Origin of the sequence: Tsukamurella ocularis (genome assembly GCF_965138335.1) — a bacterium.
GTDB lineage: Bacteria > Actinomycetota > Actinomycetes > Mycobacteriales > Mycobacteriaceae > Tsukamurella > Tsukamurella ocularis_A.
The window spans coordinates 45,721-71,418 of the sequence record NZ_CBCSDV010000004.1 but is presented as its reverse complement, the minus strand read 5'-3'; the positions used below and the strand labels follow the sequence as shown (position 1 = coordinate 71,418).

The following is a 25,698-nucleotide window of genomic DNA, read 5'->3' as shown; positions in this document are numbered from 1 at the left end:
GCCACGCCGCGAAAACACGTAGTCGGCTACTCGTTCGCCGCGCCGCGCACCGGGGTCCAATGGATCCGGGGAATCGGAGGTGCGCGATGGACGGAACGGACGACGGGCGCGGTGCCGTCGCGGCGGCGACCGCCGCGGTGCGGCGCGACCCGCTCTGTGCGGACGCGCACCGCGCGCTGGCGCGGGCGCACCTCGCCGCCGGGGACCTGTGCCAGGCGCGCGCCGCGGTGCAGCGGTACGCGCAGGTGACGCGCCGCGAACTCGGCGCCGAGCCCGCGGCCGACCTGTGGGCGCTGGTGGGCCTGCCGTCGTGGACGCACGTGCAGCGGCCGGCGGGGAGCCGAGCCGGTTAGGAGCCCACCGTCACGAGCCCCGCGCGATGCGCAGCACCTCGTCCTCGGTGGGCGGGCTCGCGGCGTGATGGCTCAGGCACATCGGCGCGTGCAGGCGCACCGTCGTGGCCGCGGCGCCGAGGTAGAAGTCGCCCGCGCCCAGGGCGCCGATGCCGTCGAGCCGCCCGCCGCGGGCCGCCGCCACGTCCTTGGCGGCCTGGATCTGCACCGGCGCGTTGAGCTTGCCGTAGAAGTGGGTCGCGCTGTTGCCGACGATCTTGTCGTGCAGGCCCTTCGGCGCCTGCGTCGCGAACACCAGCCCGAGCCCGTACTTGCGGGCCTGCGAGGCGAGCAGCAGCGTCGACTCCGTGGACGGCTTCACGGCCCCCGACGGCGCGATCTGCTGCGCCTCGTCCATCACCAGCAGCCACCCGAGCGGCTTCTCGCCCGCGGGGTGGCGCTTGATCCAGGAGAACAGCGCCAGCTGCAGCTGCGCGACGAAGGTCTGCCGCTGCGTCTCGTCGGGCAGGCCGATGAGGCTGATCACCGAGACCCGGGCGCGTTTGCCGTCCGGCGGGGTGAGCAGCGTCGCCGGGTCGACGGCCTCGCCGCGGCCGCCGAGCAGCGGGTTGTTGATGAGCGCCGCCTGCAGGTTCGCGGCGAGCTCGGGCGCCAGCTTGTCGGCGCTGCCGAGCGTGCTGCGGGTCGAGTCCCACGCGCCGAGGTACTCGGCGAACGCCCGGATGTCGGCGCGGCCGATCTCGCGGCCGTAGGCGTCGAGGGCCTCGCGCAGGATCGCGCGCTGCTGCTCGCGGCGCGCCCCGCCCACGCCGACGTGCTGCTCCAGCGCGCTCGCGCACGCCTCGACCGCCATCGCGAAGCCCTCGCGGGCCTCCTGCGCCTCCGTGCCGCCCGGGCCGTCGTCCCCGTCCATCCCGGCGCGCAGGGCCGTGAAGTCCGGGATCGGCTGCAGCACGAGCGGTCGCGCGGACGGCCGGTTCGGCGTCCACACCACCACGTCGGTATCGGCGAGGTAGGTGCGCGCCCGCTCGGCGTCGCCCTCCCACCAGCCCGACGGCTCCTGCGGCCACGCCTCGCCGAGCCGCGAGAGGTCGTTGTTCGGGTCGAGCACGATCGCCGAGACCCCGCGCAGCGCGCACTCCTCGATGAGCCGGCGGATCAGCACCGTCTTGCCCGAGCCGGAGCCCGCGAAGATCGCGGTGTGCTTGCGCAGGTCGGCGGGGTCCAGGGCGACGGGCCCGTGGTCCGGGCCGAGGCCGACCGCGATGCCCGCGGGGTCCGACGGTGCCGCCGCCGCGGGCCGGGCAGTGGCTCGGGCAGCGGGCTCCGGCGCCGGTTCGGGCGCCGGTTCGGGGCGCGGCGCGGGCGGGCCGCCGAACATGACGTCGGCGACGGAACTCGACAGCCCGCCGACGCGGCCCACCGCGTCGCCCGGGATCAGGCCGCGAGCGCGGCGGGCGGCGGGGCGCTCGGCGGCCGGCTTCCGGTCCAGGCCCGCGAACATCCGCAGCCCGTGCGCGGGACGGCGCGCCGCCAGCCACTCGTCGAGGCCCTCGGGCGCGTTCGCGATGATCCGGCCCAGCGCGTCCAGGGTCGCGAGGTCGGCCTCGTCGAGGGGCAGCAGCTCGGCCCCGCGCTCCACGGCGTCCGCGATCACCGACGAGGCCTTCGGGCTGGTGGGCCAGGGCGTGGACCGGAGCAGGAAGAGCTTGCGCCGGTCCATTCCGGCGGCGACGCCCGCCGCCGTCGCGGCGCTCTGCACCCGGTTGGTGGTCGCGACGGCGTTGGCCGCGGGGATCGCGCGGAAGGCCCAGTGCTGCTCGTCCTCGACGCGGCCGGGGAGGCGCCGCCGCAGCCGGCCGTCGAGCTGCTTGTTGCCGCGCTCGATCTGGAAGCCGTCGCCCCCGTCCTCGCGGGTCCAGGCCCGCAGGCCGGCCTCGATGAGGCCGCCCATCCGCTTGTCGGCGACGGCCTGGTCGGTCGCCACGTCGCCGACGCGGGCCCGGATCCGCAGCGCGTCGAACTGCTCGTCGAGGCGGGCCAGCAGCTCCTCGGGCGTGGTCTCGGGGAGGGCGGGCTGCGCGGGCGCGTCCCGGACCGCCGCGGGCGTCGCCGGGGGCGTCGCGACGGTGCGCGGCGCACCGTCGTCGAAGGAGGCGAGCTCGAAGTCCGTGCGGGTGGTGACGCACGCCCGGATGTGCGCGTCGACCTTGGTGAGCAGGTCGCGCGGGGTGTGGTGCACCGCGGAGGCGAAGGCCTCCGGCGCGACCGGCCAGGTGGGGTGCGGCGGCGCGAAGTCCTTCGACCGGTACGCCGCGCTCAGCCGCCGCTCGACGATGGCGCGGGCGATGGCACCGTCGGGCAGCGATTTGAGCGGGCCCACCACGCGGAACCGGGCCGCGACCGAGGCGGTCGCCCGGCTCGAGAGCGTCTCCCACGCCGTCGGCAGCATGCAGGCGACGGTCACGGTGCGGTACAGGCCCTGCCGCAGCGACATGAGGCCGTGGCCGACCTGCTCGATGACCTCGCTCTCGGCGGCGTCGGGGGCCGTGAGGGTGGCCGCGGACTGCGCGAGCAGCGTGTCGATCTGGTCGACCGCGAAGACCGTCGCGGCGGTCTCCGCCATGAACGCCGAGACCGCGCGCACGGTCTCGACCGCGGGGAATCCGTGCGCGGGCAGGCCCCAGTGCAGCCGCTCGGCCGCCGTCTCCTCGACCTCGATGTCGTCGAGGAAGGCGGAGCCGAGGTCGGCGAGGCGGGTGTCGGGGGAGGCCAGCAGCACCAGTGCGCGGAGCACGCCGTGGTACTGCCGCACCTGCGGGCGGCGCTTGCTCATGGCCGCGACCAGCGCGTCGAGGCCCTCCGGCGTCGGCACCGCGTCGCCCGAGAACTCGCGACGGTGGGCCCGCGACAGCCCGGCCTCGTCGGAGAGCAGCCACAGCAGCTGCGCCAGCTGGGTCTCGTGGTCGCGGGCGGGGCGCAGCAGGGAGCTGCGCAGCGAGGTCAGTGCCGCCCGCCAGAAGTCGGAGGCGTCCAACAGCTCCAGCAGTACGAAGTAGTGGCCCGCGGCCTGCACCTCGGAGCGGAACCGGGTGAGCAGGTGCGTCTTGCCGGTGCCGGCGTTGCCGGTGATCACCAGGCCGGTGGGGGAGGCGCCGGTCGACGCGACGGCGTCGCCGAGGGCGTCCTCGAGGTCCTCCCACACGTCGGTGTGCAGGCCGTCGACGTGCGTGTTCTGCGTCTCGACCGCCGAGTCCCACACCTCCTCGTACGTGGGCGCCCAGCTCAGGCGGACGGAACGCAGCGCGGCGCGCTGCACATCGGAGAGGGTCATCGGGTGATCCGTATCGCGTGCAGGGGACGGCCGCCCAGCTGCAGCGCGGCGGCGTGGTCGTCCGGGGTGAGGGCCTTGAGGTTGTCCTCGGCGACGATGTGCACGCCGGGTTCGGGGTAGAGGGCCCGCAGGCCCTCGTCGACGACGGCGCGCGGCACGCCGGGCAGCGCGGCGCGCAGGTCGCGCAGGGCCACCCAGGCGCCGAGCGCCGCGACCGCGCGGTACGCGGCGCGGACCCGCGCGGACGGCGGACCGTCGGTCGGGGCGACGGGCGGACCGTCGGTCGGGGCGACGGGGGCCGACGGTGCCGGAGCCTCGGCGGGCGTGACCACCTCGCCCAGCGCGAGCGACTCGCGGCGCAGGTACCGGCCGATCCCGGCGGCGAAGGTGAACAGGGCGCGCAACTGCGGCGTCGCGCGGGGCGGGGGCGGCGATTCGAGGAGCTCGGCGGCGGCTGCCCAGCCGCGATCGGTGAGCGAGAGCAGCAGCGCGCGGCGCTCCCCGACCTCCACGTCGAGCAGGCCCCGGGCGACGAGCTTGCGCCGCGACGGCGCCTCCAGGGCGGGGCCGAGCAGCCGGAGGTCCGGGTTGCGCACGGGCTCGACGGCGGACGCGAGCACCAGCAGCACAGCGGATTCCGTGCCCGTGAGGCCCGCGATCGACTCGCTCATACCGCACCCCTCCCGTGGCCCGATCCCGTTGCAGTCACCAATGTACGGATGATCGACACGGATTCCGCGAGGTCGCCCAGGATCCGCGCGTTGGTGAGCCGCAGCACCCGGAAGCCGGCCAGCATGAGATCCGCGTCGCGGCGCCGGTCGGCCTCGTACTTCTCGTGTCCGCGGTGGTCCGGGCCGTCGACCTCCACCACGAGGCGGGGCTGCGGGAACAGCAGGTCCACGCGGACCGGCCGGGCGAGCGGCCCCAGGTCGACCGCGTAGTTCCAGTGCCGCGCGGCCGCCCACGCCTGGTCCGCGAGCCCGCGCTCGAGTCGCTGCTCCGCGGCGCTGGCCGGGTGGGGCCGGCCCGCGACCGGTGGGAACGCGGGGAGCGGTTCGAGGCCGGCGGTGAACTCCGACGGCCCGCGGCACGGCTCGTCGGCGACGGGCGGACCGTCGACGACGGGGAACCGGTCCAGGGGCGCCGCGCCCGGCCCGAGCAGCCAGACGGTGCTCTCGCCCCGCGCGAGCCACTGCGCCGCCGCGGACAGGGCCTCGCCGGAGTGCGGTGCCACCGGCCGGTCGACGTCGATCGCGAGCGCCAACGACGGGGCGTGATAGCTGCGGGTGAGGGCGTACTCGAGGGCGTCGCGCCGGTCGGCGGCGGGGAGGTCGGCGAAGCCGCGGGACGATTCGGGCCGCAGCGCCGCGGTGGCGAGCGCGCCCAGCGCCGTGCCGATCCCGGGCCCGCCGTCGTGCCGGTGCGCGAGCTCGCGGGCGGCGCACCGGTCGAGGATCCCGGCGGATTCGGGGGCGTGCGCGGGTTCGGGCAGCCAGGCGGGGAAGACCTCGAAGGCGACGGCGACCTCGCGGGTCAGCACGTCGTCGATGATCGCGCCGGGGGAGGAGGGCAGCGGCTGCGTGAGGCCGGGGAAGAGCACCACCGGGTCCTGTGGGCCGCGGCGCTCCGCGGCGGACGCGAGCGCGAGGGCGGAGGTCCCCCGCAGTCGCGCGACGCCGCCCACGGGCAGATCGGAGAGCTGCACAGAATGAAGTTACGGCATCGCGAACGCGCCGTGTAGCTACCGGCCGGTCGGGCGGCACCGTCGGGCCACCGCGAGCGGCGGCCGAGGGGCTGACCGGGCACGATTCGACAGCGACCTGCGGCTTCCCCTATCATGGACGGGTTGCCTGCGGCCCTGTGCCGCATGTGACGGACCGCGCGTGTCCGGGTCGGTAATCCGGCGCGCATGAAGATCCAGGTCTGAGGAGACTCTCTAGTGATTCAGCAGGAATCGCGAGTGCGGGTCGCCGACAACACGGGTGCTAAGGAAATCCTCTGCATCCGCGTGCTCGGTGGAAGCTCGCGCCGCTATGCCGGCATCGGTGACATCATCGTCGCCACCGTCAAGGACGCCATCCCCGGCGGCAACGTCAAGCGCGGCGAGGTCGTCAAGGCCGTCATCGTGCGGACCGCCAAGGAGCGCCGCCGTCCGGACGGTTCGTACATCAAGTTCGACGAGAACGCCGCTGTCATCATCAAGAACGACAACGACCCTCGTGGCACCCGCATCTTCGGCCCGGTCGGCCGTGAGCTGCGCGACAAGAAGTTCATGAAGATCGTTTCGCTGGCTCCGGAGGTGCTCTGACATGAAGGTGCACAAGGGCGACACCGTCATCGTGATCTCGGGCCCCGACAAGGGTGCCAAGGGCAAGGTCGTCGAGTCCTTCCCGAAGGCTGACAAGGTCCTCGTCGAGGGCGTCAACCGGATCAAGAAGCACACCAGCACGTCCGCCACCGCGCAGGGCGGGATCGAGGTCCGCGAGGCCCCGATCCACGTCTCCAACGTGATGGTCGTCGACTCGGACGGCAACCCCACCCGCGTGGGGTACCGGACCGACGAGGAGACCGGCAAGCGCGTGCGGATCTCCCGCAAGAACGGGAAGGACATCTGAGATGACCACCTCTGAGAAGACCCAGCCGCGCCTGAAGGCGCGCTACCGCGCCGAGATCAAGGACGCGCTGAACAGCGAGTTCGACTACGCCAACGTGATGCAGATCCCCGGCGTCGTCAAGGTGGTCGTCAACATGGGTGTCGGCGACGCCGCCCGCGACGCCAAGCTCATCAACGGCGCCGTCAAGGACCTCGAGCTGATCACCGGCCAGAAGCCGGAGATCCGCAAGGCCCGCAAGTCCATCGCGCAGTTCAAGCTGCGTGAGGGCATGCCGATCGGCGCGCGCGTCACGCTGCGCGGCGACCGCATGTGGGAGTTCCTCGATCGCCTCACCTCGATCGCGCTGCCCCGTATCCGCGACTTCCGCGGCCTGAACGGCAACCAGTTCGATGGCAACGGCAACTACACGTTCGGCCTGAACGAGCAGTCGATGTTCCACGAGATCGATGTGGACTCCATCGACCGCCCGCGCGGTATGGACATCACCGTCGTCACCACTGCCACCAACAATGAGGAAGGCCGCGCGCTGCTCAAGCACCTCGGCTTCCCCTTCAAGGAGAATTGAGCCATGGCAAAGAAGGCGCTGGTCAACAAGGCCAACAAGAAGCCGAAGTTCGCCGTCCGCGCGTACACCCGCTGCAACAAGTGCGGTCGCCCGCACTCGGTGTTCCGCAAGTTCGGCCTCTGCCGCGTGTGCCTGCGCAACATGGCGCACGCCGGCGAGCTCCCCGGTGTGCACAAGAGCAGCTGGTGAGTGAATCCCGGGCCTGACCCGGGAGCAGATGTCGCGCGAGGGCGCGCATCCCGTCTCGACGGGGTGCGCGCCCTTCGCCGTCTCCGCGGGGCGGCCACGGCGGCCCCGCGGCGTGGTGCGGCCCGGCCGTCCCGGCGGGCGGCGCCGCCCCGCGGCGCTGTGCGCGGGCGATTCTCGTCACGAAACGCCCAACGGATTCACAGAGTTACCCGCTCGTTAACTATGCTGTCATCTCATGTTGGTGCGTGCAGACTTCGCGCTCCCGCGAGGTCCGCGCGGTGAGCACACCCGCAGCGGGTTCCGGAACAGCCCGTGGATGTGGGCGGTCCTGGCCGTCGTCGTCTTCGTCGCCGCGATCCAGGCGGCAGCGACCGTCTACGGCCTGGCCGGCCCCGTCGAGGGCCTGGCCAAGGATTTCGTCGGCCGCCCCGTCACCGGCGAGGTCAAGGTCGCGGCCCTCGCGCTCGCGCTGATGTGCATGCCCGCCCGGCTGCGGCTGCCCTTCATCGGCGTGGTCGTCGGCACGGAGATCCTGTTCAACGCGGAGCGGTTCGCCGCCGGCACGTCCCTGCACTTCGGCAACGGCGTCATGTGGGGACTCGTCGCCCTCGCCGCCTACGCGGGCCTGCGGCTCACCGGCCGCGAGCGGGTCGCCGCGTACAAGGCCGCCGGCGTCGCCGGGATCCTCATCGTCGCCAATGCGTGCTCGGCCGTGTGGCTCGGCCTCACGATGGAGGCGCTGCCGTACGTCGCCGATCACTTCGTCGAGGTCGCGGACCGCGCGCTCGGCAGCCCGTCGTGGGTGATGGGCCGGTTCGTGCACGAGCACGGCTGGTACCTGTGGCTGATCACCAAGGTCTACACGTACCTGCCGGTGGGCGCGGCCGTCGTGGCGTTCTTCCAGCTGCGCCGCAGCTCCACCGAGGGCTTCCCGCGGCACCACATCGTGCGGTCCTTCATCCTCATCGGCGCGATCGGCCCCGTCGTCTACTTCCTGTTCCCCGTCGTCGGCCCGGCGTACGCCTTCGGCAACGAGGTCGCCGGCGCGGGCTGGATGAACATCTGGCCGCACGTCGTGCCGACCTCGCTCGAGCCGGTCTCCGCCTACTTCAGCCAGGCGGCGCCCCGCAACTGCATGCCCAGCCTGCACACGGCCTGGGCCACCGCGATCCTGCTGCACGCGCTGCGGGGGCCGCGGCTGCTCAAGGCGTTCGGCGTCCTCTGGTGGGTGTTCACGATCTCCGCGACGCTGGGCCTCGGCGCCCACTACGGGGTCGACCTGGTCGCCGGCCTGGTCTTCGCGCTGACCCTCGAGGCCGCGCTGGTCCGCCCCGAGGACGGCTGGCACCCGCGCCGCATCGCGACCGTCGTGGGCGGGTCTCTCGCCTTCGTCGCGATCCTCCTCGCCATCCGCTACCTCAGTGTGTCGATGGCGCAGAGCGGCTACTTCGCCGCCGTCGCGCTCCTCGGCACCGTGGCGGTGATGGCCGCCGCCTACGCGCGGATCGCGCGGCCCCCGTCGCCCGGCGGTGTCGTCGCCGTCCCGCCGGTGGGGGAGCGGGCGCTCGCGGCCTGACGGCTACGCTGAGGGCGTGGGTGATTCCGATGCGTAATACGGTCATCGCGGGTGCGCTCGGCGTCGCCGCGGTCGCTCTGATCGGCACCCGGTTCGTCGGCCCGATCGGGCTGTTGTTCCTGGCCGGTGCGCTCATCGTCGGCATGGTCGTGCTGCTCGCGGGCCACGGCGACCCGTCGGCGGTGCGGCGGGACGATCCGCTGCGATTCGTCGACGTGCAGCCCGCCCCCGAGCGGCCCCGCGCAGAGCGCCCGCGGGCGAAGCCGGCGGCGCCGTCGGGCCGCGCGCTATGGGAGCGCGCCGCCGGCCGGCACGACACCGTGCTCGGCGAATACGCGGCGTACGAACTCGATCCGGAGATGCTGCTGCGCTTCCCGGCGATGTGGGACCTCAGCTCACCGAAGGTGATCGCCTTCCACGACGCGCTGGAGCACGCGAGCGCCCTGCGCACGGACGAGTACCCCGGCGAGCCGGCCGGCGCCGAGTACGTCGACGCCGTCACCGATCTGCGGACCAGCTGGTACGCCGCCGACCGGCACGCCCGCAGCACCGGTTCCGCCGGGCTCGCCGACGAGGACGTGCGCGACCTCGACCGCGGCCTCAAGCTGTACCGGCATGCGTCGTCGAGCGTCGCGGCCGAGCGGGCGGCGTACCTCAACCAGGTGGTGAGCACCGTCGACAAGCTCGTCGACCGCGGGGTGCTCCCCGCGCCGCCCCGCTTCCGCGCCGAGCTGGAGGCCGAGGCCCGCAAGGCCATCGAGAGCTGAGACCCGTTCAGAAACCGACCGAATTCTGCGTGACGCCGCGAATACGTCGTCGCGCGCTCGGAGACGGCGGGTTTCGCGACGCGCGCCCTCACCCCGCCTTCACCGTCCTGTGACCATTGTTGCGTATGGTGATGATGTGACTGTTGTGACTCGACGGGTTCTGCTGGGGACTGCCGCCGCGCTGCCGGCCGTGATGGTGGCGGCCCGCGCTGCCGCCGACCCCGGCTCCGGGACGGGGGCGGGTGGCACCGTAGGGCCGACGACCCCCGGCGCGACGACCCCCGGCGCGACGACCCCCGGCGCGACGACACCGGTCGGGCCGGCCGCGCGGTGGACGCCCGAGCGTGCGCAGCAGTGGCGCACCCAGAACCCCTGGATGGTCGGCGCCAACTACATCAACGCCAACGCCGGGAACCAGTTCGAGATGTTCCAGGCGCAGACCTTCGACCCGAACCGGATGAACCTCGAGCTCGGCTGGGCCCGCGGCCTCGGCATGACCACCATGCGGGTCTTCCTGCAGGACCAGCTGTGGACCGCCGATCCGACCGGCCTCGTGCAGCGCCTCGACCAGTTCCTCACGATCGCGCACAACAACGGCATCAAGATCATGTTCGTGCTGTTCGATTCGTGCTGGGATCCGAACCCGAAGCCCGGCGTGCAGCGCGAGCCCACGCCCGGCGTGCACAACTCGACGTGGGTGCAGAGCCCCGGCGCCGCGGGCCTCACCGGCGCCGACACCGCGGCCCTGCAGGCCTACGCGACCGGCGTGGTCAAGGCGTTCGCCAACGACCCCCGCGTGGTCGCGTGGGACGTCTGGAACGAGCCGGAGAACCTCGCCGACTCGTACCCGCTGAACCCGCCCGACAAGGTCGCCCGCGTCGCGAAGCTGCTGCCCCAGGCCTTCGCGTGGGCCCGCGCCGGCAACCCGACGCAGCCGCTGACCTCGGGCGTGTGGGCCGACACCCGCCCGGAGATCCGCGCGATCCAGCTGGAGCAGTCCGACGTCATCAGCTTCCACAGCTACGACCCGCCGGAGAAGTTCCGCGCCATGGCCGCCGACCTCGCCAAGCAGGGCCGCCCGATGCTCCTCACCGAGTACATGGCCCGGCCGCAGGGCAGCACCATCGAGACGATCCTGCCGATCTGCAAGGAACTCGGCATCGACGCCTACCAGTGGGGCTTCGTCGCCGGCCGCAGCCAGACCTACTACCCGTGGGACTCGTGGAAGCAGCCCTACGTCGGGGCGCGGCAACCGCAGCAGTGGTTCCACGACCTGCTCTGGCCCGACGGCCGCCCCTATCGGGACGCCGAGGTCGCGACGGTCCGCCGCCTCACCGCCGCGCGGACCTAGCCGACGGGCGCCTACTCGGTGCGCAGGAAGGTGCCGTCGAGGCGGTAGTAGGCGCTCGCCTTCGAGCCCGGACCGAGGCCGACCTCCATCACGGGCGGCGCGGTCCGGTCGGACGCGCGGGCCCGGCTGTCCTCGTCGACCTCGATGCCGAGGGCGTGCGCGTCGATCGGGAGCACGGAGAACCGCTGGACGAGGTCGGCCCGCGCCCGCTCGATCCCGGCGGGCGACACGGCGCGCAGAGCGAACGCCGAACTGCTCGTCGACCGCGACGGGGTGAGGCTCACCTCGGGGAACCTGCCGACGGTCTCCTTGAGGGTGCCGGAGCGACCCCCGCCCGAGATCCGCATCTCGACGGTGCCCTTCCCGCTGCCCACCGAGCCGACGTTCGAGGCGAAGACGCGGTACTGCAGCTCGTCGATCACCGGCTGCGCGGGATCGAGGCCGTTGGCGCGCAGCAACCGCTCGGCGATGGGAAGGAGCCCGTCGACCTTCGCGAGCGCGAGGTTGTCGGGCAGGTTCCCCGCGGCGTCCGTCTCGACGTCCACGCCCGACAGCCCGAAGGTCGCGACCAGGCGTTTGTCGCCGCTCCGCCGCTCGATCTCGATGCCGTCGGATGCATGGGGCGAGCTCCGGTCGATGCCGATCCGGTCGGCGGCCGCCGTCACTCTCTCGGCCGTCGCGGTGAGGTCGAGCGCCGCGATGTCGGACGCGCGGAAGGCGGCGTCGGCGCGGTCGTTCGTGGAATTCCGGGTCGGCTCGTACCACTCCTCGCTGCTGTGGGAGTAGTACGCGGAGACGCGCTGGCCGGCGGACAGGTCCAGCGTCGTCACCCGCGTGGTGTTCTCGTCGATGTCGATCTCGAGGAGGGAGTCGGCCCCGCCGGGCTGGATCTCGCCGGCCTTGGCGACGGCGCGGCGGAGCTCGGTGGACGGGTCCGCCACCGGGCTCGCGGAGCCGGGCGCGACGCCCGCTCCGGCCCGGTTCGACGGTGCCTGCCCGCGCCCGCCGGTCTCCGTGAGCGCGAGCGCGGCGGGTAGGCCGGCGGAGACGACGAGGATGCCGGTCACGAACGCGGCGACCAGGCCCATCCCCGGCGGCGCGGTCCGCAGCCGTCGGGCGAGCACCGCCGCGACGACGACGGTCCCGATCGCCCAGACGAGGGCGACGGCACCGTCGGAGACGACGGCCCCGACCAGGCCGACCGTGGTGAGCACCCCGAGCAGGGCGACCGTGAGGAAGGTGGACACAGCGGTCAGCGTATCGGCAGCGAATCACGCTGAACGCAACCGCTGTGCCGCCGCGGGAACGGACATATGTTCCGCGAAGGAATCGACCGCCCGAGCCAGGAGTGACCCATGACCGCATCCGCCACCGGAACCCTCGCCGCCATCATCGACGCGACCGACCAGGCCGTCACCCGCAACACCGCCAACGCGCACGTGGTGTTCGCGGCGACGNNTCCGGTGGCGGATGCGGTCATGGGTCACTCCTGGCTCGGGCGGTCGATTCCTTCGCGGAACATATGTCCGTCNCNCGCGCCGGCACACCCTCGTCGTCGACGAGCCGCCGACGCTCGGCGGCGACGACACCGCGATCAATCCCGTCGAGGCCTACCTCGGGGCGCTGCTGTCGTGCCAGGTGGTGACCTACCGCTTCTACGCCGACAAGCTGGGCGTCACGATCGACGAGCTGAAGCTCAGCGCCGAGGGCGACCTCGACGTGCGCGGCTTCTTCGGCCTCGACGAGACCGTGCGCCCCGGCTTCACCGCGGTGCGGGTCACCGTCGACATCACCGGGCCGGACACCGAGGAGCGCTACCGCGAGCTCACCGAGACGGTCGACGCGCACTGCCCGGTCCTGGACCTGACGCAGAACCCCACGCCGGTCACGACGACGCTGCGGGTGAACTGACCCGGGGGCCGGTCGCGGCGAGCGCGCCGTAGAACAGCAGCAGCGACGAGGCCGCGGCGAAGTTCAGCCGCAGGTCGCGGGCCCGCACGTGCATCCCGACCGCCGTGCAGAAGTACAGTGTGAGCATGATCGCGGTGAACCGGGCCAGGCCGGGCCACCGCGGCGCCGCCGCCAGCCCGAGCGCCGACGCGCCCTTGACCACGGGGAAGAACCAACGGCCACCGTCGGGCCAGCCGACGTCGTCGAGGCATGCGGCGATGTAGGGGATGGGTCGGATGCACAGCGCGGCGTCCGTCGCCTGCCCGGCGGCGGCCGCCTGATAGAGCCGGGGATCGCGGACGAGATCGTTCACCGAGGACATGATCCTCACGCTAGGCCGCCCGGCGCCGGGGGACAAGAGCCGCCGATTCGACTCTGACCGGCACTTTCTCTACACTAGTGAGGTTGCCTGTCGTGCTTCGAGCACGGCCGGCGCACTTCCCCGAACCGGTTCGCCGGTCCGGAATCCCTGCAGTGCAACGGTATTGCAGGACGGTTTGCTTCGTAGTAGGCCCACCGTCGGACGTTCCAGGCCCTGATTCGTCAGGGCACCAGACCGCCGGCGATGCATGGGAACCGCTGCGAGAAAGGTAGACGAATCTGTCATGACCATGACTGATCCGATCGCAGACTTCTTGACCCGTCTGCGCAACGCCAACTCGGCGTACCACGACGAGGTGACGCTCCCGCACTCGAAGATCAAGGCGAACATCGCCGAGATCCTCAAGGCCGAGGGCTACATCACCGACTTCCGTACCGAGGACGCCGAGGTGGGCAAGAACCTCGTCGTGTCGCTGAAGTACGGCCCCAGCCGTGAGCGCTCGATCGCCGGCCTGCGCCGCGTGTCGAAGCCCGGTCTGCGCGTGTACGCGAAGTCCACCAACCTGCCGAAGGTCCTCGGTGGCCTGGGCGTGGCGATCATCTCCACGTCCTCGGGCCTCCTCACGGATCGCCAGGCAGCCAAGCAGGGCGTGGGCGGCGAAGTCCTCGCTTACGTCTGGTAAGGGGACAGAAACTTATGTCGCGAATTGGTAAGCACCCCGTGGTCGTTCCCGCGGGCGTCGACGTGCAGATCGCCGGCCAGGACGTCACCGTCAAGGGCCCCAAGGGCCAGCTGGCGCTGACCGTCTCCGAGCCGATCTCGGTGTCGAAGAACGATGAGGGCGCCATCGTGGTCGCCCGTCCCGACGACGAGCGGCGCAACAAGGCGCTGCACGGTCTGTCGCGGACGCTGGTCGCCAACATGGTGACGGGTGTGACCGAGGGTTACACCAAGAAGATGGAGATCTACGGCGTGGGCTACCGCGTGGCGCTCAAGGGCAAGGACCTCGAGTTCTCCCTGGGCTTCAGCCACCCGGTCCCGATCGAGGCGCCCGAGGGCATCACCTTCGCGGTGGAGAGCCCCACCAAGTTCTCCGTGTCCGGCATCGACAAGCAGCAGGTCGGCCAGGTCTCGGCGGTCATCCGCAAGCTCCGTCGCCCCGATCCCTACAAGGGCAAGGGCGTGCGGTACGAGGGTGAGCAGATCCGTCGCAAGGTCGGAAAGACGGGTAAGTAACTCATGGCAACTCAGACTGAGAACAAGAAGCGCATCCCGGCGGGCAAGGACGTCTCGACTCGTCGTCGCACGTCGAAGGCTCGTCGTCACTTCCGCCTGCGCAAGAAGATCGAGGGCACCGCGGTCCGTCCGCGGCTCGCGGTCAAGCGCTCGAGCCGGCACATCCACGTCCAGCTGATCGACGACCTCAAGGGCCACACGCTGGCCGCGGCGTCGACGCTGGAGGCGGACGTCAAGGCCGCGGGCGGCGACAAGTCGGCCCAGGCCAAGAAGGTCGGCGAGCTCATCGCCGCCCGCGCCAAGGCAGCCGGTGTGGAGGCCGTCGTCTTCGACCGTGGTGGCAACAAGTACCACGGCCGGATCGCCGCGCTCGCGGACGCCGCTCGCGAAGGCGGGTTGACGTTCTGATGACCTACACCACCATGTTTTCCATCGAAGGAGAGGCAGCCTGATGCCCGGACGTCAGCGTCGTGACGGCGGCAACAACGGCCCCGCCGGGAACAACGAGAACTCGAACGACCGCCGCGGCGGTCGTGGTGGCCGCGACCGCGATCAGCGCGGTGGCCGCAACGAGGCCGAGAAGAGCAACTACATCGAGAAGGTTGTCACCATCAACCGTGTCTCGAAGGTCGTGAAGGGTGGTCGTCGCTTCAGCTTCACCGCCCTCGTGATCGTCGGCGACGGCCAGGGCATGGTCGGCGTCGGTTACGGCAAGGCCAAGGAAGTTCCTGCGGCCATCCAGAAGGGTGTCGAGGAGGCCCGGAAGAACTTCTTCCGCGTCCCCATGATCGGCAACACCATCGTGCACCCGGTCCAGGGTGAGGCCGCGGCCGGCGTCGTGCTGCTGCGTCCCGCCAGCCCGGGTACCGGTGTCATCGCCGGTGGCGCCGTGCGTCCCGTGCTCGAGGCGGCCGGCGTCCACGACGTCATCGCCAAGAGCCTCGGCTCGGACAACGCCATCAACGTGGTGCACGCGACCGTGGCCGCTCTCAAGGAGCTGCAGCGTCCCGAGGAGGTCGCGGCTCGTCGCGGCCTGCCCATCGAGGACGTGGCCCCGGCCGGCATGCTCCGCGCCCGTGCAGGTCAGGGAGCGTAAGTCATGGCAGAGCTGAAGATCACCCAGGTGCGGGGCCTCGTCGGGCTCAAGCAGAACCAGCGCGACAGCCTGCGCACCCTGGGCCTCAAGGGCATCCGCAAGTCGGTCGTCCGTGAGGACACCCCCGTCAATCGCGGCCTGATCCAGGTCGTTTCGCATCTCGTGGAAGTGGAGGAGGTGTAAGCAATGGCTATCAAGCTGCACGATCTCCGTCCCGCCAAGGGCGCGAAGACGGCCAAGACCCGTGTGGGTCGCGGCGAGGGCTCGAAGGGTAAGACCGCCGGTCGCGGCACCAAGGGCACCAAGGCGCGCAAGAACGTTCCCGTGGCGTTCGAGGGCGGTCAGATGCCGCTGCACATGCGGCTGCCGAAGCTCAAGGGCTTCAAGAACCGCAACCGCGTCGAGTACCAGGTGGTGAACGTGGGCGACATCGCCCGCCTGTTCCCGCAGGGCGGCACCATCGGCATCGACGAGCTCGTCGCCGCCGGTGCGGTTCGCAAGAACCGGGTCGTCAAGGTGCTGGGCGACGGCGAGATCAACGTCAAGGTGGACGTGACGGCGACCAAGGTCACCGGCGCCGCCAAGGCGAAGATCGAGGCCGCCGGTGGTTCGACCACCGAGCTGAAGCCGTCGGCCGAGGCCTAGTCCTCGCGCTGCGCAACGTGGACGCCGCGGTAGGCGCCGGTCACCGGNGCCTACCGCGGCTCTCGTTTCGCCGCCCCCACGGCTTCCCGCCTGTCTCCTGCCGGTCGGTACCCGCCGTGAACAGCCGCTATGACTGCGGCTGTTAGAGTTCATACGTTTGCAGGATTACCCATGAGGACGTCGTGCTCCGCCGCGCGCGGAGCACGTGTCCACGAGCGTGGGGCGGCCCGTCCGGGCCNCCCGGCTGCCAGGAGGATGTGTGCTTTCGGCCCTAGTCCCGATCTTCCGGACCCCGGAGTTGCGGCGGAAGATCCTGATCGTCCTGGGCATCCTCGTGCTCTACCGGCTCGGCGCCACCCTGCCGTCGCCCGGTGTGAACTTCGGGACGATCACCGAGTGCGTCGACAAGGCCACGAGCGGCGACAGCGGCCAGGTGTACTCGCTGATCAACATGTTCTCCGGCGGCGCGCTGCTGCAGCTGTCGGTGTTCGCGATCGGCATCATGCCGTACATCACGGCGTCGATCATCATCCAGCTGCTGATGGTGGTCATCCCGCGCTTCGAGACCCTTCGTAAGGAGGGCCAGGCCGGCCAGGCGAAGATCACGCAGTACACCCGCTACCTCACGGTGGCGCTGGCGCTGCTGCAGGCCACCGCGATCGTCGCGATGGCCTCGCGCGGCAACCTGCTGCCCGACTGCCCCGGCATCCTCGACGACAACGGCATCTTCTCGCTGTCCGTCATCGTCGCCACCATGACCGCCGGCGCGATCCTGGTGATGTGGTTCGGTGAGCTGATCACCGAGCGCGGCATCGGCAACGGCATGTCGCTGCTCATCTTCGCCGGCATCGCCTCGCGCCTGCCCGCCGACGGCCAGCAGATCCTGCAGAGCCAGGGCGGCCTCGCCTTCGGCCTCGTCTGCTTCGCGGTCTTCCTGATCCTCGTCGCCGTCGTCTTCGTCGAGCAGGGCCAGCGCCGCATCCCGGTGCAGTACGCCAAGCGCATGGTCGGCCGCAAGATGTACGGCGGCTCCTCGACCTACCTGCCGCTCAAGGTGAACACCGCCGGCGTCATCCCGGTCATCTTCGCCTCGTCGCTGCTGTACCTGCCGCAGCTGGTGATCCAGCTCGTCGCGAGCGATTCGACCGCGGGCTGGGTGCAGTGGATCCAGACGAACCTGGTGAACCCCGGCAGTACCTGGCACATCGTGATCTACTTCGCGCTGATCATCTTCTTCACCTACTTCTACGTCGCGATCACCTTCAACCCGGAGGAGCGCGCGGACGAGATGAAGAAGTTCGGCGGCTTCATCCCGGGCATCCGGCCCGGCAAGCCGACCGCCGACTACCTGAACTACGTGCTGCAGCGCATCACGCTGCCCGGCTCGCTGTACCTCGGCATCATCGCGATTCTCCCGAACCTCTTCATCGAACTCACCGGTAGCGGCTCGAACCTGAGTAATCTGCCGTTCGGCGGCACGATGGTCCTCATCATCGTGGTCGTGGCGCTCGACACCACGAAGCAGATCGAGAGTCAGTTGATGCAACGAAACTACGAAGGATTCCTCAAGTGAGACTCGTTATTCTCGGCCCTCCCGGCGCGGGCAAGGGCACCCAGGCGGAGCGGCTGTCGGAGAAGTACGGCATTCCGCACATCTCGACGGGCGATCTGTTCCGCGCCAACATCAGCGAGGGCACCGCCCTCGGTGTCGAGGCCAAGAAGTACATGGACGCCGGCGAGCTCGTCCCGTCCTCGGTCACAGTCGACATGGTGCGCTCGCGCCTGACGGAGCCCGACGCGACGAACGGCTTCATCCTCGACGGCTTCCCGCGCGCCACCGACCAGGCGGACGCGCTCGGCGAGATCCTGGCCGAGGGCGGCCAGAAGCTCGACGCCGTCATCTCCTTCGAGGTCCCCGAGGACACCGTCGTCGAGCGCATGCTCGCCCGCGGCCGCGCGGACGACACCGAAGAGGTCATCCGCAACCGCCTGCACGTGTACGAGAACCAGACCGCGCCGCTGCTCGCCTACTACGGCGACTTCGTCACGCACATCGACGCGGTCGGCACCGTCGACGAGGTGCTGGGCCGCGTGACCTCGCAGCTCGACAAGTGAGTCGTTTCCGCCGCAAGAAGACCGTGCCCTTCCGCTCCGCGGGAGAGCTCGACGCGATGGCCGCCGCGGGCGCCGTCGTGGGCCGCGCGCTCGTCGCGGTCCGCGACGCCGCCCGCGTCGGCGTTTCCACCCTCGAACTCGACGAGGTCGCCGAGACGGTGATCCGCGACGCCGGTGCGATCCCGTCGTTCAAGGGCTACCACGGCTTCCCGGGCTCGATCTGCTCCTCGGTCAACGAGGTCGTGGTGCACGGCATCCCGAACCGGGAGACGGTGCTGGCGCAGGGCGACCTCGTCTCCATCGACTGCGGCGCCATCCTGGACGGCTGGCACGGCGACTCCGCGTGGACCTTCGGCGTGGGCGAGCTCTCGGCCGAGGACGAGGACCTGTCCGAGGCCACGCGCCTCGCGATGGAGGCGGGCATCGCCGCCATGCTCGACGGCAACCGCCTCACCGACGTCTCGCACGCCATCGAGACCGCCACCTACGCGCAGGCCGCGCGCCTGGGCCGCGACCTCGCGATCGTCGACGGCTACGGCGGCCACGGCATCGGCCGCGAGATGCACATGGAGCCCTTCCTCGCGAACGAGGGCGACCCGGGCAAGGGCCCGCTGCTGGTCGTCGGTTCGACCCTCGCGATCGAGCCGATGCTCACCCTCGGCACCCCCGACTCCTCCGTCCTCGAGGACGACTGGACAGTCGTCACGGACGACGGTGCGCGCGCGGCGCACTGGGAGCACACCGTCGCCGTCACGGCCGACGGCCCCCGCATCCTGACGCCCCGTCCCTGACCTGCGCCGATGCAATCCGGCTTGACCCTCACGCGACGTGAGGCGCGAGTGTGGTCGCTGTGAACGAAGGAAGACCCGCACAGCACACGGTCGGCACGATCGCGCGACTGACCGGTATCAGCGTGCGCACCCTGCACCACTACGACGAGATCGGTCTCGTCGTCCCGTCGGGGCGCACGTCGGCCGGTTACCGCGTCTACGACGACGCCGACGTCGAGCGCCTGCATCAGGTGCTGACGTACCGCGAGCTGGGCTTCCCGCTCGAGCAGATAGCGACCCTGCTCGACGATCCGTCCGCTGATGCCGTGGCGCACCTGGAGCAGCAACACAAGCTGCTGTCCGAGCGGATCGACCGTTTGCACCGGATGGTCGCGGCTGTGGAGGACATGATGAACAGCAAGAAGCAGGGCATCCAGCTGACCGCCGAGGAGCAGACCGAGATCTTCGGGGACAACTGGCCGGGCGAGGAGTACGCCGAGGAGGCCGAGCAGCGCTGGGGCGAGACCGACCAGTGGAAGCAGAGCAAGCAGCGCGAGGCCGGCTTCACCAAGGACGACTGGAAGGCGATCAAGGCCGAGACCGACGCCCTCGAGGCGGCCCTGGCGGACGGCCTGGCGCGGGGCGTGGCTCCCGGCTCCGAGGAGGGGAACGCCCTCGCCGAGCGGCACCGGGCGAGCATCGAGAAGTTCTACGACTGCGACTACGCGATGCAGGTCTGCCTCGCGCAGATGTACCTCGCCGACGAGCGCTTCACGAAGCACTACGACGACGTCGCGCCGGGCCTGGCCCAGTACGTGCACGACGTCATCGTCGCCAACGCGGAGCTGCAGAAGTAGTCCTCGGTCCTTCGTGGCGGTCAGTACGCTGGTCGTGTGGACCAGGTGCTCGAGTTCGCCAGGAACTTCTGGTGGTTGGTGTTCCCCCTGGGAGGTTCTCTCGCGGGCGGCGCGCGGGCGGTCGCGGCGTGGAACGAGCGCCGCGCCACCCGCCGTCTCGAGCGGTACCGCATCAAGCAGGAGACGAAGGTCGCCCTCGCGCAGGCCAAGGGCATGGGGCGGATCGACGCGGCGCAGGTCCAACGGGAACTGGAGCGCGCCGTCGCCGAGCACGACGCCGTCGACACCCGCTGGTTCGGCTACGAGACGGACCTCGCGACCATCCTCGACCATCCGATGATGATCGACATGCGGGAGCCGCTCACCGTCGACTTCCACAAGGCCAAGCGTCGGGCCGACCTGCTCCGCCCCGAGGGGCCCGACGGTGCCGCGGCCGGCGACGTCGAGCAGTACCGCGACGCGGTGCACGCCTACGCCGCGGCGTTCGACGTGGCGGAGCAGGAGGCGAAGCGCCGCCGCCGCGGCGACTTCACGCCGCTGGAGCAGGAGCGGCTCGCCAAGGCGCAGCGCCTGCTGGCCGTCGCGCTCGACGGTTCCGCCACCGGCCCGGAGCGCCAGCAGGCCTACCAGCGCGCCCGCGCCGAGCTCGACGGCCTCATCGACCTGCCGAGATCCGCGACGGTCGCGCTGGAGAACCAGGTCCGCGCGGCCCTCGAGGGCTGAGACGACAGCACCCCCGAGCTGAGCGCTCGGGGGTGCTGTCGGTGTCACCGGGCTACGTACAACCGCGCTGCACGGCGGTGGTCCAGGCACCGTCGTCCCGGAGGGCGGAACGGACCGTCCGTCGCAACCACCGCAGCGCGCGCATCACCGGCCCCTAGGACGCGTTCGCCGCGGCTTTGAGGCCGACCTGCAGGTCGGCGAGGATGTCATCGATGTGCTCGATGCCCACGGCCAGGCGCACCAGGCCCGGCGTGACGCCGGCCTCGAGCTGCTCCTGCTCGGTGAGCTGCGAATGCGTGGTCGACGCGGGGTGGATCACCAGCGAGCGCACGTCGCCGATGTTCGCGACGTGGCTGTGCAGCTGCAGGGCGTCGACGAAGGCCTTGCCCGCGGGCACGCCGCCGGCCAGTTCGAAGGCGACGATCGCGCCGGCGCCCTTGGGCAGCAGCTCCTTCGCGCGCTCGTGGTACGGCGACGAGGGCAGCCCGGCGTAGATGACGTCGGTGACGCCGTCGGCGCCGGCGAGGTACTCGGCGACCTTCTGCGCGTTCTCGATGTGCCGCTCCACGCGCAGGCTCAGCGTCTCGATGCCCTGCGAGAGCAGGAAGGCGTTGAACGGCGAGATCGCGGGGCCGAGGTCGCGCAGCAGCTGGACGCGGGCCTTCAGCGCGAAGGCGGGCGCGCCCAGGTCGGCGAAGACGACACCGTGGTACGACGGGTCCGGGGTGGTGAAGTTCGGGTGCCGGCCCTGGGTCCAGTCGAAGTTCCCGCCGTCGACGATGACGCCGCCGATCGCCGAGCCGTGGCCGCCGAGGTACTTGGTGGCCGAGTGCACCACGATGTCGGCGCCGTGTGCCAGCGGGTTGAGCAGGTACGGGGTCGCGACGGTGTTGTCGACGATGAGCGGCACCCCGCTCTCGTGCGCGACGCCGGAGACGCCGGCGACGTCGAGCACGTGGCCGCGCGGGTTCGAGATGGTCTCCGCGAAGAAGGCGCGGGTGTTGGGGCGGACGGCGGCGCGCCACTGCTCCAGGTCGTCCGGGTTCTCGACGAAGCTGACCTCGATGCCCAGCTTGGCGAGGGTGTAGTGCAGCAGGTTGTAGGTGCCGCCGTAGAGGTAGGGCGAGCTGACGATGTGATCGCCCGACTCCGCGACGTTGAGGATCGCGAGCGTCTCCGCGGCCTGCCCGGAGGCGACGAGCAGCGCGGCGACGCCGCCCTCGAGCGCGGCGATCCGCTGCTCCACGGCGTCCTGCGTCGGGTTCATGATGCGGGTGTAGATGTTGCCCGGCTCGGCCAGCCCGAACAGCGCCGCGGCGTGATCGGTGTTGTTGAACGTGTACGACGTGGTCTGGTAGATCGGGAGCGCACGCGCGTTGGTGGCCCCGTCGGGCGTCTGCCCGGCGTGGATCTGCGTGGTCTCGAAATGCCAGTTCGGGCTGTCCGGATTGCTCATGGCCCCGATACAAGTGCACGAGCGCTGCGGTGTCCAGGGTTTGGCTCATACTGTGGAGAAAAGGAGGCCGGGCCGTGGACGAGATCGTCGCGCTGTACGACGACGCCGGGCGCCCCTCGGGCGCGGCGCCCCGGTCCCGCGTGCGCGCCGAGAACCTGCGGCACGGCACCACCGGCATCCTCGTCTTCGACTCCGCCGGGCGGATCTACGTGCACCGGCGCACCCCGATCAAGGACGTCTACCCGGGGCTGCGCGACTTCTGCGCGGGCGGAGTGCTCCTGGCGGGGGAGGAGCCCGCCGACGGTGCCGCGCGGGAGGCCTTCGAGGAGCTCGGGGTGCACGGGGCCGCGCTGCGGCCCGTCGGGGTGCGCGCGTACGCCGATGCGCGTACCCGGTTCGTCTGCTTCCAGTACGTCTGCACGTACGACGGTGCCGTCGTGCACCAGCCGGAGGAGGTCGAGAGCGGCGGCTGGATGGCGCCGGCCGATCTGCTCGCCGCCGTCGCGGCGGACCCCGCCGACTTCGTCCCCGACTCGGTCGAACTCGCGTTGCACCTCGTCAGCGGCGGGGGCGGTTCCGGGCAGGATTCGTCGGACGAGTCCTGAGCGCGTAGAATAGTCGGGTAGCGCGGCGTTCGGCCGCACGCCCGTCCGCTCAGGAGGGGCACAGGTCGCACACGGCGTCCGCTGAAGACAACAGGATCGTGGAGGGTATGGCGAAGAAGGACGGAGCCATCGAGGTGGAGGGCCGCGTCGTCGAGCCGCTCCCCAACGCAATGTTCCGCATCGAGCTGGAGAACGGGCACAAGGTGCTCGCCCACATCAGCGGCAAGATGCGGCAGCACTACATTCGTATTCTGCCCGAGGACCGGGTCGTCGTGGAGCTCTCGCCCTACGACCTGACGCGCGGGCGCATCGTCTACCGGTACAAGTGACCGCGTAGCGCAGCCTGATACGAGAAAGACCCACCCCGCGGGGTGGGTCTTCTTCGTGTTCGGGGTTCGAGCGGGCCGGGGGCGACGGTGCGCGCCCGGCCCGGCCCGGCGGTGCTAGACCGCCAGGCGCAGGCTACCGGCCTGGGCGAGGACGAAGCCCAGGTCCCAGTAGTCGGAGACCTCGGAGCCGTCGCGGCCGGGCTCGGACGAGCCGGTCGCGTGGATGCCGAGCGCGGCACCGTCGGACAGGCGGATCAGCGAGGCGCCGCTGTCGCCGGAGCGCAGCTTGAGGTCGGTGCGGAAGCGGTTGGCGGTCACGTCGGTGACGGCGCCGCAGACCCAGCCGCTGGTGCGGCCCTGGCTGCACACCTTGTCGCCGATCCGGGCCTTGCCGAGCGAGCGCGGCGCGGCCTTGCCGAGGCGATTGGCGAGCGGCACGCCCGGCTTGAAGGAGACGGTGCCCCAGTCGGGGTGCGAGATGTTGGTCGAGACCTCGCGGCCGTCGACGATCTTGGTGGGCGGGTTCGACGACTTCTCGAACTTGCCGACGGAGATGAGGGCGCGCGCCTGGCCGGGCGCGGGGACCGTGACCTCCTGGCCGACCTTGCCGCAGTGCCCGGCGGTGACGCCCACGCGGCGGCCGTCGGGGGTGGTGGCGAGCACGCCGAGGGTGCACGCGGCCACCTCGATGCCGTCGGCCGTCTCGTTCTGCACGATGTCGATCTCGGAGCCGGGGCCCACGACGACGCGCGGGGCGGCCGTCGCCGGGGCGGCGGAGACCAGGAAGGAGGTCGCGACGCCGGCGACGACGGTCGTGGCGACGCCCAGGCGGCGGGGGAGGGACAGACGCATCGCGGGTCCTATCGGGATCGAGGGATCAGATCACGGATCTTCAGTGGTGAATAGTGCATTCACCGGTCGTTCCTGAGGCTAGCATGAGAGTCCCTGCGCGCGGGCACTCCGCGTGCGGTCGGCGGCTGATTTGGGGCCGACGGCCGCGAAGCGTACACTGGATCATCGCGTGCGTGCGCGGCTTCGTCGTGCGTGTCGTGGCACCCCTCCGGCTACCGGTGGCGGTGCGGAAAAACACTGAGAACAACTGGATAGGACTGACGTGAAGGTCAACCCCAGCGTCAAGCCGATCTGCGAGAAGTGCAAGGTGATCCGCCGTAACGGTCGGGTCATGGTGATCTGCGACAACCTGCGTCACAAGCAGCGTCAGGGCTAGATCAGTGCGCTTCGAGCGGTTCGCCGCTTGAACACACGATGACCTCTCCGCACCAGCAGGGGCAGACGAGCCCCTGTCAACCCCCGGCTCGGAGGCCGGGGCCTCGGCCGGCGTGAAAGCGCCGGAACCACCGGGGACGGACGGGGAGCAGACCTCCGACTAGAAGAAGGAAACCGCCAAGAATGGCACGTCTCATGGGTGTCGACCTCCCGCGCGAGAAGCGCATGGAGATCGCACTGACCTACATCTACGGCATCGGCCGTACCCGCGCGACTGAGATTCTCGCCGAGACCGGTGTGAGCCCGGATCTGCGCAGCAAGGACCTCAGCGACGAGGATCTGACCAAGCTCCGTGACTTCATCGAGGGCACGGATTACAAGGTCGAGGGTGACCTGCGCCGCGAGGTGCAGGCCGACATTCGTCGCAAGATCGAGATCCAGTGCTACCAGGGCATCCGCCACCGTCGTGGCCTGCCCGTGCGTGGCCAGCGCACCAAGACCAACGCTCGCACCCGTAAGGGTCCGAAGAAGACCATCGCCGGAAAGAAGAAGTAATGCCTCCGAAGTCGCGCGCCACGGGCGCGAAGAAGGGCGTTTCGCGTCGCCGCGAAAAGAAGAACGTCCCGCACGGCCACGCTCACATCAAGAGCACGTTCAACAACACGATCGTCTCGATCACGGACCCCAGCGGCAACGTGATCAGCTGGGCCTCCTCGGGCCACGTCGGCTTCAAGGGCTCGCGCAAGAGCACCCCCTTCGCCGCGCAGCTCGCCGCCGAGAACGCTGCCCGCAAGGCGCAGGAGAACGGCGTCAAGAAGGTCGACGTCTTCGTCAAGGGCCCGGGCTCGGGCCGCGAGACCGCAATCCGCTCGCTGCAGGCCGCAGGCCTCGAGGTGGGCACCATTTCCGACGTGACGCCGCAGCCGCACAACGGCTGCCGTCCGCCCAAGCGGCGTCGGGTCTAGGGAAGGTAGGAGAGAGAAACCATGGCTCGTTATACCGGCCCTGTCACCCGTAAGTCCCGTCGTCTGGGCGTCGACCTCGTCGGCGGTTCCGAGGCGTTCGAGCGTCGTCCGTACCCGCCCGGCCAGCACGGCCGCGCGCGGATCAAGGAGTCCGAGTACCTCCTGCAGCTCAAGGAGAAGCAGAAGGCCCGCTTCATGTACGGCGTGATGGAGAAGCAGTTCTCGCGCTACTACAAGGAGGCGAAGGCCGCCACCGGTAAGACCGGTGACGCTCTGCTGCAGATCCTCGAGACCCGCCTCGACAACGTCGTCTACCGCGCCGGCCTCACGCGCACCCGCCGTCAGGCGCGTCAGCTCGTGACGCACGGTCACTTCACGGTGAACGGCGTCCGCGTGGATGTCCCCTCGTACCGCGTCTCGCAGTACGACATCATCGACGTCCGTCCGAAGTCGCTGGGCACCACGCCGTTCCAGATCGCGCGTGAGACCCTCGGCGAGCGCACCGCGCCGGCGTGGCTCCAGGTGGTTCCGTCGACCCTGCGCATCCTCGTGCACCGCGTGCCCGAGCGTGAGCAGATCGTCGTGCCCTTCCAGGAGCAGCTCATCGTCGAGTACTACTCGAAGTAAGTAGTGCACGGTCGCCGGCGGAACA

At 70.8% G+C, this 25,698-nt stretch carries 33 protein-coding genes and 1 pseudogene; 27 read left to right on the top strand and 7 right to left on the bottom strand.

Annotated features, from left to right (window positions below; translation table 11 throughout):
• Window positions 1-86 precede the first annotated feature (86 nt).
• On the top strand, window positions 87-353 hold the full coding sequence (locus tag ACNAYW_RS05825) for a BTAD domain-containing putative transcriptional regulator (protein ID WP_415848795.1): 267 nt from the start codon (window positions 87-89) through the stop codon (window positions 351-353).
• Between the two features lie 10 nt (window positions 354-363).
• On the opposite strand, the gene ACNAYW_RS05820 is transcribed toward ACNAYW_RS05825, so the two are convergent.
• The 3 genes from ACNAYW_RS05820 to ACNAYW_RS05810 are packed head-to-tail and all read right to left on the bottom strand — an operon-like array spanning window position 364 to window position 5,392.
• Window positions 364-3,687, bottom strand: a complete 3,324-nt coding sequence (locus ACNAYW_RS05820) for a helicase HerA domain-containing protein (RefSeq protein ID WP_415848794.1) — start codon at window positions 3,685-3,687, stop codon at window positions 364-366.
• The gene (locus tag ACNAYW_RS05815) at window positions 3,684-4,358 is read right to left on the bottom strand and encodes a hypothetical protein (protein ID WP_415848793.1); all 675 of its coding nucleotides are present in this window, start codon (window positions 4,356-4,358) and stop codon (window positions 3,684-3,686) included. Before ACNAYW_RS05815 ends, ACNAYW_RS05820 begins: the two co-directional genes overlap by 4 nt.
• Window positions 4,355-5,392 carry an endonuclease domain-containing protein gene (locus ACNAYW_RS05810; protein ID WP_415848792.1) on the bottom strand — a complete coding sequence of 346 codons (1,038 nt, stop codon included), beginning with the start codon at window positions 5,390-5,392 and terminating at the stop codon, window positions 4,355-4,357. Before ACNAYW_RS05810 ends, ACNAYW_RS05815 begins: the two co-directional genes overlap by 4 nt.
• 234 nt (window positions 5,393-5,626) lie before the next feature.
• On the opposite strand from ACNAYW_RS05810, the gene rplN reads away from it, so the two are divergent.
• The 7 genes from rplN to ACNAYW_RS05775 all read left to right on the top strand — a co-directional run bounded on the left by rplN (window position 5,627) and on the right by ACNAYW_RS05775 (window position 10,750).
• On the top strand, window positions 5,627-5,995 hold the full coding sequence (gene rplN / locus ACNAYW_RS05805; RefSeq protein ID WP_013128004.1) for a 50S ribosomal protein L14: 369 nt from the start codon (window positions 5,627-5,629) through the stop codon (window positions 5,993-5,995).
• Window position 5,996: 1 nt separating this feature from the next.
• Window positions 5,997-6,302 (top strand): 50S ribosomal protein L24, encoded by a 306-nt coding sequence (gene rplX / locus ACNAYW_RS05800; protein ID WP_068522658.1) that lies wholly within the window; start codon window positions 5,997-5,999, stop codon window positions 6,300-6,302.
• A gap of 1 nt (window position 6,303) precedes the next feature.
• A complete protein-coding gene (gene rplE / locus ACNAYW_RS05795; protein ID WP_013128002.1) occupies window positions 6,304-6,867 on the top strand; it encodes a 50S ribosomal protein L5 in 564 nt (187 codons plus the stop codon).
• 3 nt (window positions 6,868-6,870) lie between these two features.
• On the top strand, window positions 6,871-7,056 hold the full coding sequence (locus ACNAYW_RS05790) for a type Z 30S ribosomal protein S14 (RefSeq protein WP_415848791.1): 186 nt from the start codon (window positions 6,871-6,873) through the stop codon (window positions 7,054-7,056).
• 235 nt (window positions 7,057-7,291) lie between these two features.
• Window positions 7,292-8,632 carry a phosphatase PAP2 family protein gene (locus ACNAYW_RS05785; protein WP_415848790.1) on the top strand — a complete coding sequence of 447 codons (1,341 nt, stop codon included), beginning with the start codon at window positions 7,292-7,294 and terminating at the stop codon, window positions 8,630-8,632.
• Window positions 8,633-8,661: 29 nt separating this feature from the next.
• The gene (locus tag ACNAYW_RS05780) at window positions 8,662-9,399 is read left to right on the top strand and encodes a hypothetical protein (RefSeq protein WP_415848789.1); all 738 of its coding nucleotides are present in this window, start codon (window positions 8,662-8,664) and stop codon (window positions 9,397-9,399) included.
• A gap of 193 nt (window positions 9,400-9,592) precedes the next feature.
• A complete protein-coding gene (locus ACNAYW_RS05775) occupies window positions 9,593-10,750 on the top strand; it encodes a cellulase family glycosylhydrolase (RefSeq protein WP_415848914.1) in 1,158 nt (385 codons plus the stop codon).
• Between the two features lie 11 nt (window positions 10,751-10,761).
• Here the strand turns inward: ACNAYW_RS05775 and ACNAYW_RS05770 are convergent, their stop codons facing one another.
• On the bottom strand, window positions 10,762-11,997 hold the full coding sequence (locus tag ACNAYW_RS05770; protein WP_415848788.1) for a hypothetical protein: 1,236 nt from the start codon (window positions 11,995-11,997) through the stop codon (window positions 10,762-10,764).
• A gap of 108 nt (window positions 11,998-12,105) precedes the next feature.
• Between ACNAYW_RS05770 and ACNAYW_RS05765 the strand changes: the two are divergent.
• Both ACNAYW_RS05765 and ACNAYW_RS05760 read left to right on the top strand, forming a co-directional pair.
• A pseudogene (locus tag ACNAYW_RS05765) lies at window positions 12,106-12,207 on the top strand (OsmC family protein); the annotation flags it as partial.
• Between the two features lie 77 nt (window positions 12,208-12,284).
• Window positions 12,285-12,661, top strand: a 377-nt coding sequence (locus ACNAYW_RS05760) for an OsmC family protein (protein ID WP_415848787.1), incomplete at its 5' end; no start/stop codon positions are given.
• Here ACNAYW_RS05760 and ACNAYW_RS05755 read toward each other — a convergent pair.
• Window positions 12,636-13,022 (bottom strand): hypothetical protein, encoded by a 387-nt coding sequence (locus ACNAYW_RS05755; protein ID WP_415848786.1) that lies wholly within the window; start codon window positions 13,020-13,022, stop codon window positions 12,636-12,638. The genes ACNAYW_RS05760 and ACNAYW_RS05755 overlap by 26 nt on opposite strands.
• Window positions 13,023-13,305: 283 nt before the next feature.
• On the opposite strand from ACNAYW_RS05755, the gene rpsH reads away from it, so the two are divergent.
• From rpsH to ACNAYW_RS05700, 11 genes are all read left to right on the top strand, one after another.
• On the top strand, window positions 13,306-13,704 hold the full coding sequence (gene rpsH / locus ACNAYW_RS05750; RefSeq protein WP_126196458.1) for a 30S ribosomal protein S8: 399 nt from the start codon (window positions 13,306-13,308) through the stop codon (window positions 13,702-13,704).
• Window positions 13,705-13,718: 14 nt separating this feature from the next.
• Window positions 13,719-14,258, top strand: coding sequence for a 50S ribosomal protein L6 (rplF, locus tag ACNAYW_RS05745; RefSeq protein ID WP_415848785.1), 540 nt, complete (start codon window positions 13,719-13,721; stop codon window positions 14,256-14,258).
• 3 nt (window positions 14,259-14,261) lie between these two features.
• The gene (gene rplR / locus ACNAYW_RS05740; protein ID WP_415678658.1) at window positions 14,262-14,666 is read left to right on the top strand and encodes a 50S ribosomal protein L18; all 405 of its coding nucleotides are present in this window, start codon (window positions 14,262-14,264) and stop codon (window positions 14,664-14,666) included.
• Between the two features lie 43 nt (window positions 14,667-14,709).
• A complete protein-coding gene (rpsE, locus tag ACNAYW_RS05735; RefSeq protein WP_068522649.1) occupies window positions 14,710-15,354 on the top strand; it encodes a 30S ribosomal protein S5 in 645 nt (214 codons plus the stop codon).
• 3 nt (window positions 15,355-15,357) lie between these two features.
• Window positions 15,358-15,537: a 50S ribosomal protein L30 gene (rpmD, locus tag ACNAYW_RS05730; protein WP_068522648.1), complete on the top strand. Its 180-nt coding sequence runs from the start codon at window positions 15,358-15,360 to the stop codon at window positions 15,535-15,537.
• Between the two features lie 3 nt (window positions 15,538-15,540).
• Window positions 15,541-15,999, top strand: coding sequence for a 50S ribosomal protein L15 (gene rplO, locus ACNAYW_RS05725; RefSeq protein ID WP_415848784.1), 459 nt, complete (start codon window positions 15,541-15,543; stop codon window positions 15,997-15,999).
• 259 nt (window positions 16,000-16,258) lie between these two features.
• Window positions 16,259-17,572: a preprotein translocase subunit SecY gene (gene secY, locus ACNAYW_RS05720; protein WP_415848783.1), complete on the top strand. Its 1,314-nt coding sequence runs from the start codon at window positions 16,259-16,261 to the stop codon at window positions 17,570-17,572.
• Entirely contained in the window at window positions 17,569-18,114 is a 546-nt protein-coding gene (locus ACNAYW_RS05715; RefSeq protein WP_415848782.1) for an adenylate kinase, read from the top strand. The genes secY and ACNAYW_RS05715 overlap by 4 nt, the downstream gene beginning before the upstream one ends.
• Window positions 18,111-18,905: a type I methionyl aminopeptidase gene (gene map / locus ACNAYW_RS05710; RefSeq protein ID WP_415848781.1), complete on the top strand. Its 795-nt coding sequence runs from the start codon at window positions 18,111-18,113 to the stop codon at window positions 18,903-18,905. Before ACNAYW_RS05715 ends, map begins: the two co-directional genes overlap by 4 nt.
• A gap of 59 nt (window positions 18,906-18,964) precedes the next feature.
• The gene (locus tag ACNAYW_RS05705) at window positions 18,965-19,741 is read left to right on the top strand and encodes a MerR family transcriptional regulator (protein WP_415848780.1); all 777 of its coding nucleotides are present in this window, start codon (window positions 18,965-18,967) and stop codon (window positions 19,739-19,741) included.
• A gap of 36 nt (window positions 19,742-19,777) precedes the next feature.
• A complete protein-coding gene (locus ACNAYW_RS05700; protein ID WP_415848779.1) occupies window positions 19,778-20,464 on the top strand; it encodes a hypothetical protein in 687 nt (228 codons plus the stop codon).
• Window positions 20,465-20,618: 154 nt separating this feature from the next.
• Here the strand turns inward: ACNAYW_RS05700 and ACNAYW_RS05695 are convergent, their stop codons facing one another.
• Complete coding sequence (locus ACNAYW_RS05695) at window positions 20,619-21,920, bottom strand: bifunctional o-acetylhomoserine/o-acetylserine sulfhydrylase (protein ID WP_415848778.1); 1,302 nt, start codon at window positions 21,918-21,920, stop codon at window positions 20,619-20,621.
• 74 nt (window positions 21,921-21,994) lie between these two features.
• On the opposite strand from ACNAYW_RS05695, the gene ACNAYW_RS05690 reads away from it, so the two are divergent.
• Both ACNAYW_RS05690 and infA read left to right on the top strand, forming a co-directional pair.
• Window positions 21,995-22,525: an NUDIX domain-containing protein gene (locus tag ACNAYW_RS05690; protein ID WP_415848777.1), complete on the top strand. Its 531-nt coding sequence runs from the start codon at window positions 21,995-21,997 to the stop codon at window positions 22,523-22,525.
• 107 nt (window positions 22,526-22,632) lie between these two features.
• Window positions 22,633-22,854, top strand: coding sequence for a translation initiation factor IF-1 (gene infA / locus ACNAYW_RS05685; protein ID WP_005140011.1), 222 nt, complete (start codon window positions 22,633-22,635; stop codon window positions 22,852-22,854).
• 114 nt (window positions 22,855-22,968) lie between these two features.
• On the opposite strand, the gene ACNAYW_RS05680 is transcribed toward infA, so the two are convergent.
• On the bottom strand, window positions 22,969-23,706 hold the full coding sequence (locus tag ACNAYW_RS05680) for a chymotrypsin family serine protease (protein ID WP_415848776.1): 738 nt from the start codon (window positions 23,704-23,706) through the stop codon (window positions 22,969-22,971).
• Between the two features lie 262 nt (window positions 23,707-23,968).
• On the opposite strand from ACNAYW_RS05680, the gene rpmJ reads away from it, so the two are divergent.
• The 4 genes from rpmJ to rpsD all read left to right on the top strand — a co-directional run bounded on the left by rpmJ (window position 23,969) and on the right by rpsD (window position 25,673).
• Window positions 23,969-24,082, top strand: coding sequence for a 50S ribosomal protein L36 (rpmJ, locus tag ACNAYW_RS05675; RefSeq protein WP_013127970.1), 114 nt, complete (start codon window positions 23,969-23,971; stop codon window positions 24,080-24,082).
• Between the two features lie 182 nt (window positions 24,083-24,264).
• Window positions 24,265-24,636, top strand: a complete 372-nt coding sequence (gene rpsM, locus ACNAYW_RS05670) for a 30S ribosomal protein S13 (RefSeq protein WP_068522639.1) — start codon at window positions 24,265-24,267, stop codon at window positions 24,634-24,636.
• A complete protein-coding gene (gene rpsK, locus ACNAYW_RS05665; RefSeq protein WP_068522638.1) occupies window positions 24,636-25,046 on the top strand; it encodes a 30S ribosomal protein S11 in 411 nt (136 codons plus the stop codon). Before rpsM ends, rpsK begins: the two co-directional genes overlap by 1 nt.
• A 21-nt stretch (window positions 25,047-25,067) precedes the next feature.
• On the top strand, window positions 25,068-25,673 hold the full coding sequence (gene rpsD, locus ACNAYW_RS05660) for a 30S ribosomal protein S4 (RefSeq protein WP_068532986.1): 606 nt from the start codon (window positions 25,068-25,070) through the stop codon (window positions 25,671-25,673).
• The last annotated feature ends 25 nt before the right edge of the window (window positions 25,674-25,698 follow it).

What these genes read in the sequence shown, in the direction of transcription:
- ACNAYW_RS05790 (WP_415848791.1), top strand. Translation starts at nt 6,871, where the DNA reads ATGGCAAAGAAGGCGCTGGTCAACAAGGCCAACAAGAAGCCGAAGTTC.
- ACNAYW_RS05825 (WP_415848795.1), top strand. Translation starts at nt 87, where the DNA reads ATGGACGGAACGGACGACGGGCGCGGTGCCGTCGCGGCGGCGACCGCC.
- rpsM (WP_068522639.1), top strand. Translation starts at nt 24,265, where the DNA reads ATGGCACGTCTCATGGGTGTCGACCTCCCGCGCGAGAAGCGCATGGAG.
- rpsH (WP_126196458.1), top strand. Translation starts at nt 13,306, where the DNA reads ATGACCATGACTGATCCGATCGCAGACTTCTTGACCCGTCTGCGCAAC.
- rpsD (WP_068532986.1), top strand. Translation starts at nt 25,068, where the DNA reads ATGGCTCGTTATACCGGCCCTGTCACCCGTAAGTCCCGTCGTCTGGGC.
- rplX (WP_068522658.1), top strand. Translation starts at nt 5,997, where the DNA reads ATGAAGGTGCACAAGGGCGACACCGTCATCGTGATCTCGGGCCCCGAC.
- ACNAYW_RS05785 (WP_415848790.1), top strand. Translation starts at nt 7,292, where the DNA reads ATGTTGGTGCGTGCAGACTTCGCGCTCCCGCGAGGTCCGCGCGGTGAG.
- ACNAYW_RS05775 (WP_415848914.1), top strand. Translation starts at nt 9,593, where the DNA reads ATGGTGGCGGCCCGCGCTGCCGCCGACCCCGGCTCCGGGACGGGGGCG.
- ACNAYW_RS05780 (WP_415848789.1), top strand. Translation starts at nt 8,662, where the DNA reads ATGCGTAATACGGTCATCGCGGGTGCGCTCGGCGTCGCCGCGGTCGCT.
- ACNAYW_RS05815 (WP_415848793.1), bottom strand. Translation starts at nt 4,358, where the DNA reads ATGAGCGAGTCGATCGCGGGCCTCACGGGCACGGAATCCGCTGTGCTG.
- ACNAYW_RS05820 (WP_415848794.1), bottom strand. Translation starts at nt 3,687, where the DNA reads ATGACCCTCTCCGATGTGCAGCGCGCCGCGCTGCGTTCCGTCCGCCTG.
- rplO (WP_415848784.1), top strand. Translation starts at nt 15,541, where the DNA reads ATGGCTATCAAGCTGCACGATCTCCGTCCCGCCAAGGGCGCGAAGACG.
- ACNAYW_RS05680 (WP_415848776.1), bottom strand. Translation starts at nt 23,706, where the DNA reads ATGCGTCTGTCCCTCCCCCGCCGCCTGGGCGTCGCCACGACCGTCGTC.
- ACNAYW_RS05695 (WP_415848778.1), bottom strand. Translation starts at nt 21,920, where the DNA reads ATGAGCAATCCGGACAGCCCGAACTGGCATTTCGAGACCACGCAGATC.
- ACNAYW_RS05755 (WP_415848786.1), bottom strand. Translation starts at nt 13,022, where the DNA reads ATGTCCTCGGTGAACGATCTCGTCCGCGATCCCCGGCTCTATCAGGCG.
- infA (WP_005140011.1), top strand. Translation starts at nt 22,633, where the DNA reads ATGGCGAAGAAGGACGGAGCCATCGAGGTGGAGGGCCGCGTCGTCGAG.
- rplE (WP_013128002.1), top strand. Translation starts at nt 6,304, where the DNA reads ATGACCACCTCTGAGAAGACCCAGCCGCGCCTGAAGGCGCGCTACCGC.
- rplF (WP_415848785.1), top strand. Translation starts at nt 13,719, where the DNA reads ATGTCGCGAATTGGTAAGCACCCCGTGGTCGTTCCCGCGGGCGTCGAC.
- rplR (WP_415678658.1), top strand. Translation starts at nt 14,262, where the DNA reads ATGGCAACTCAGACTGAGAACAAGAAGCGCATCCCGGCGGGCAAGGAC.
- rpsE (WP_068522649.1), top strand. Translation starts at nt 14,710, where the DNA reads ATGCCCGGACGTCAGCGTCGTGACGGCGGCAACAACGGCCCCGCCGGG.
- rpsK (WP_068522638.1), top strand. Translation starts at nt 24,636, where the DNA reads ATGCCTCCGAAGTCGCGCGCCACGGGCGCGAAGAAGGGCGTTTCGCGT.
- rpmD (WP_068522648.1), top strand. Translation starts at nt 15,358, where the DNA reads ATGGCAGAGCTGAAGATCACCCAGGTGCGGGGCCTCGTCGGGCTCAAG.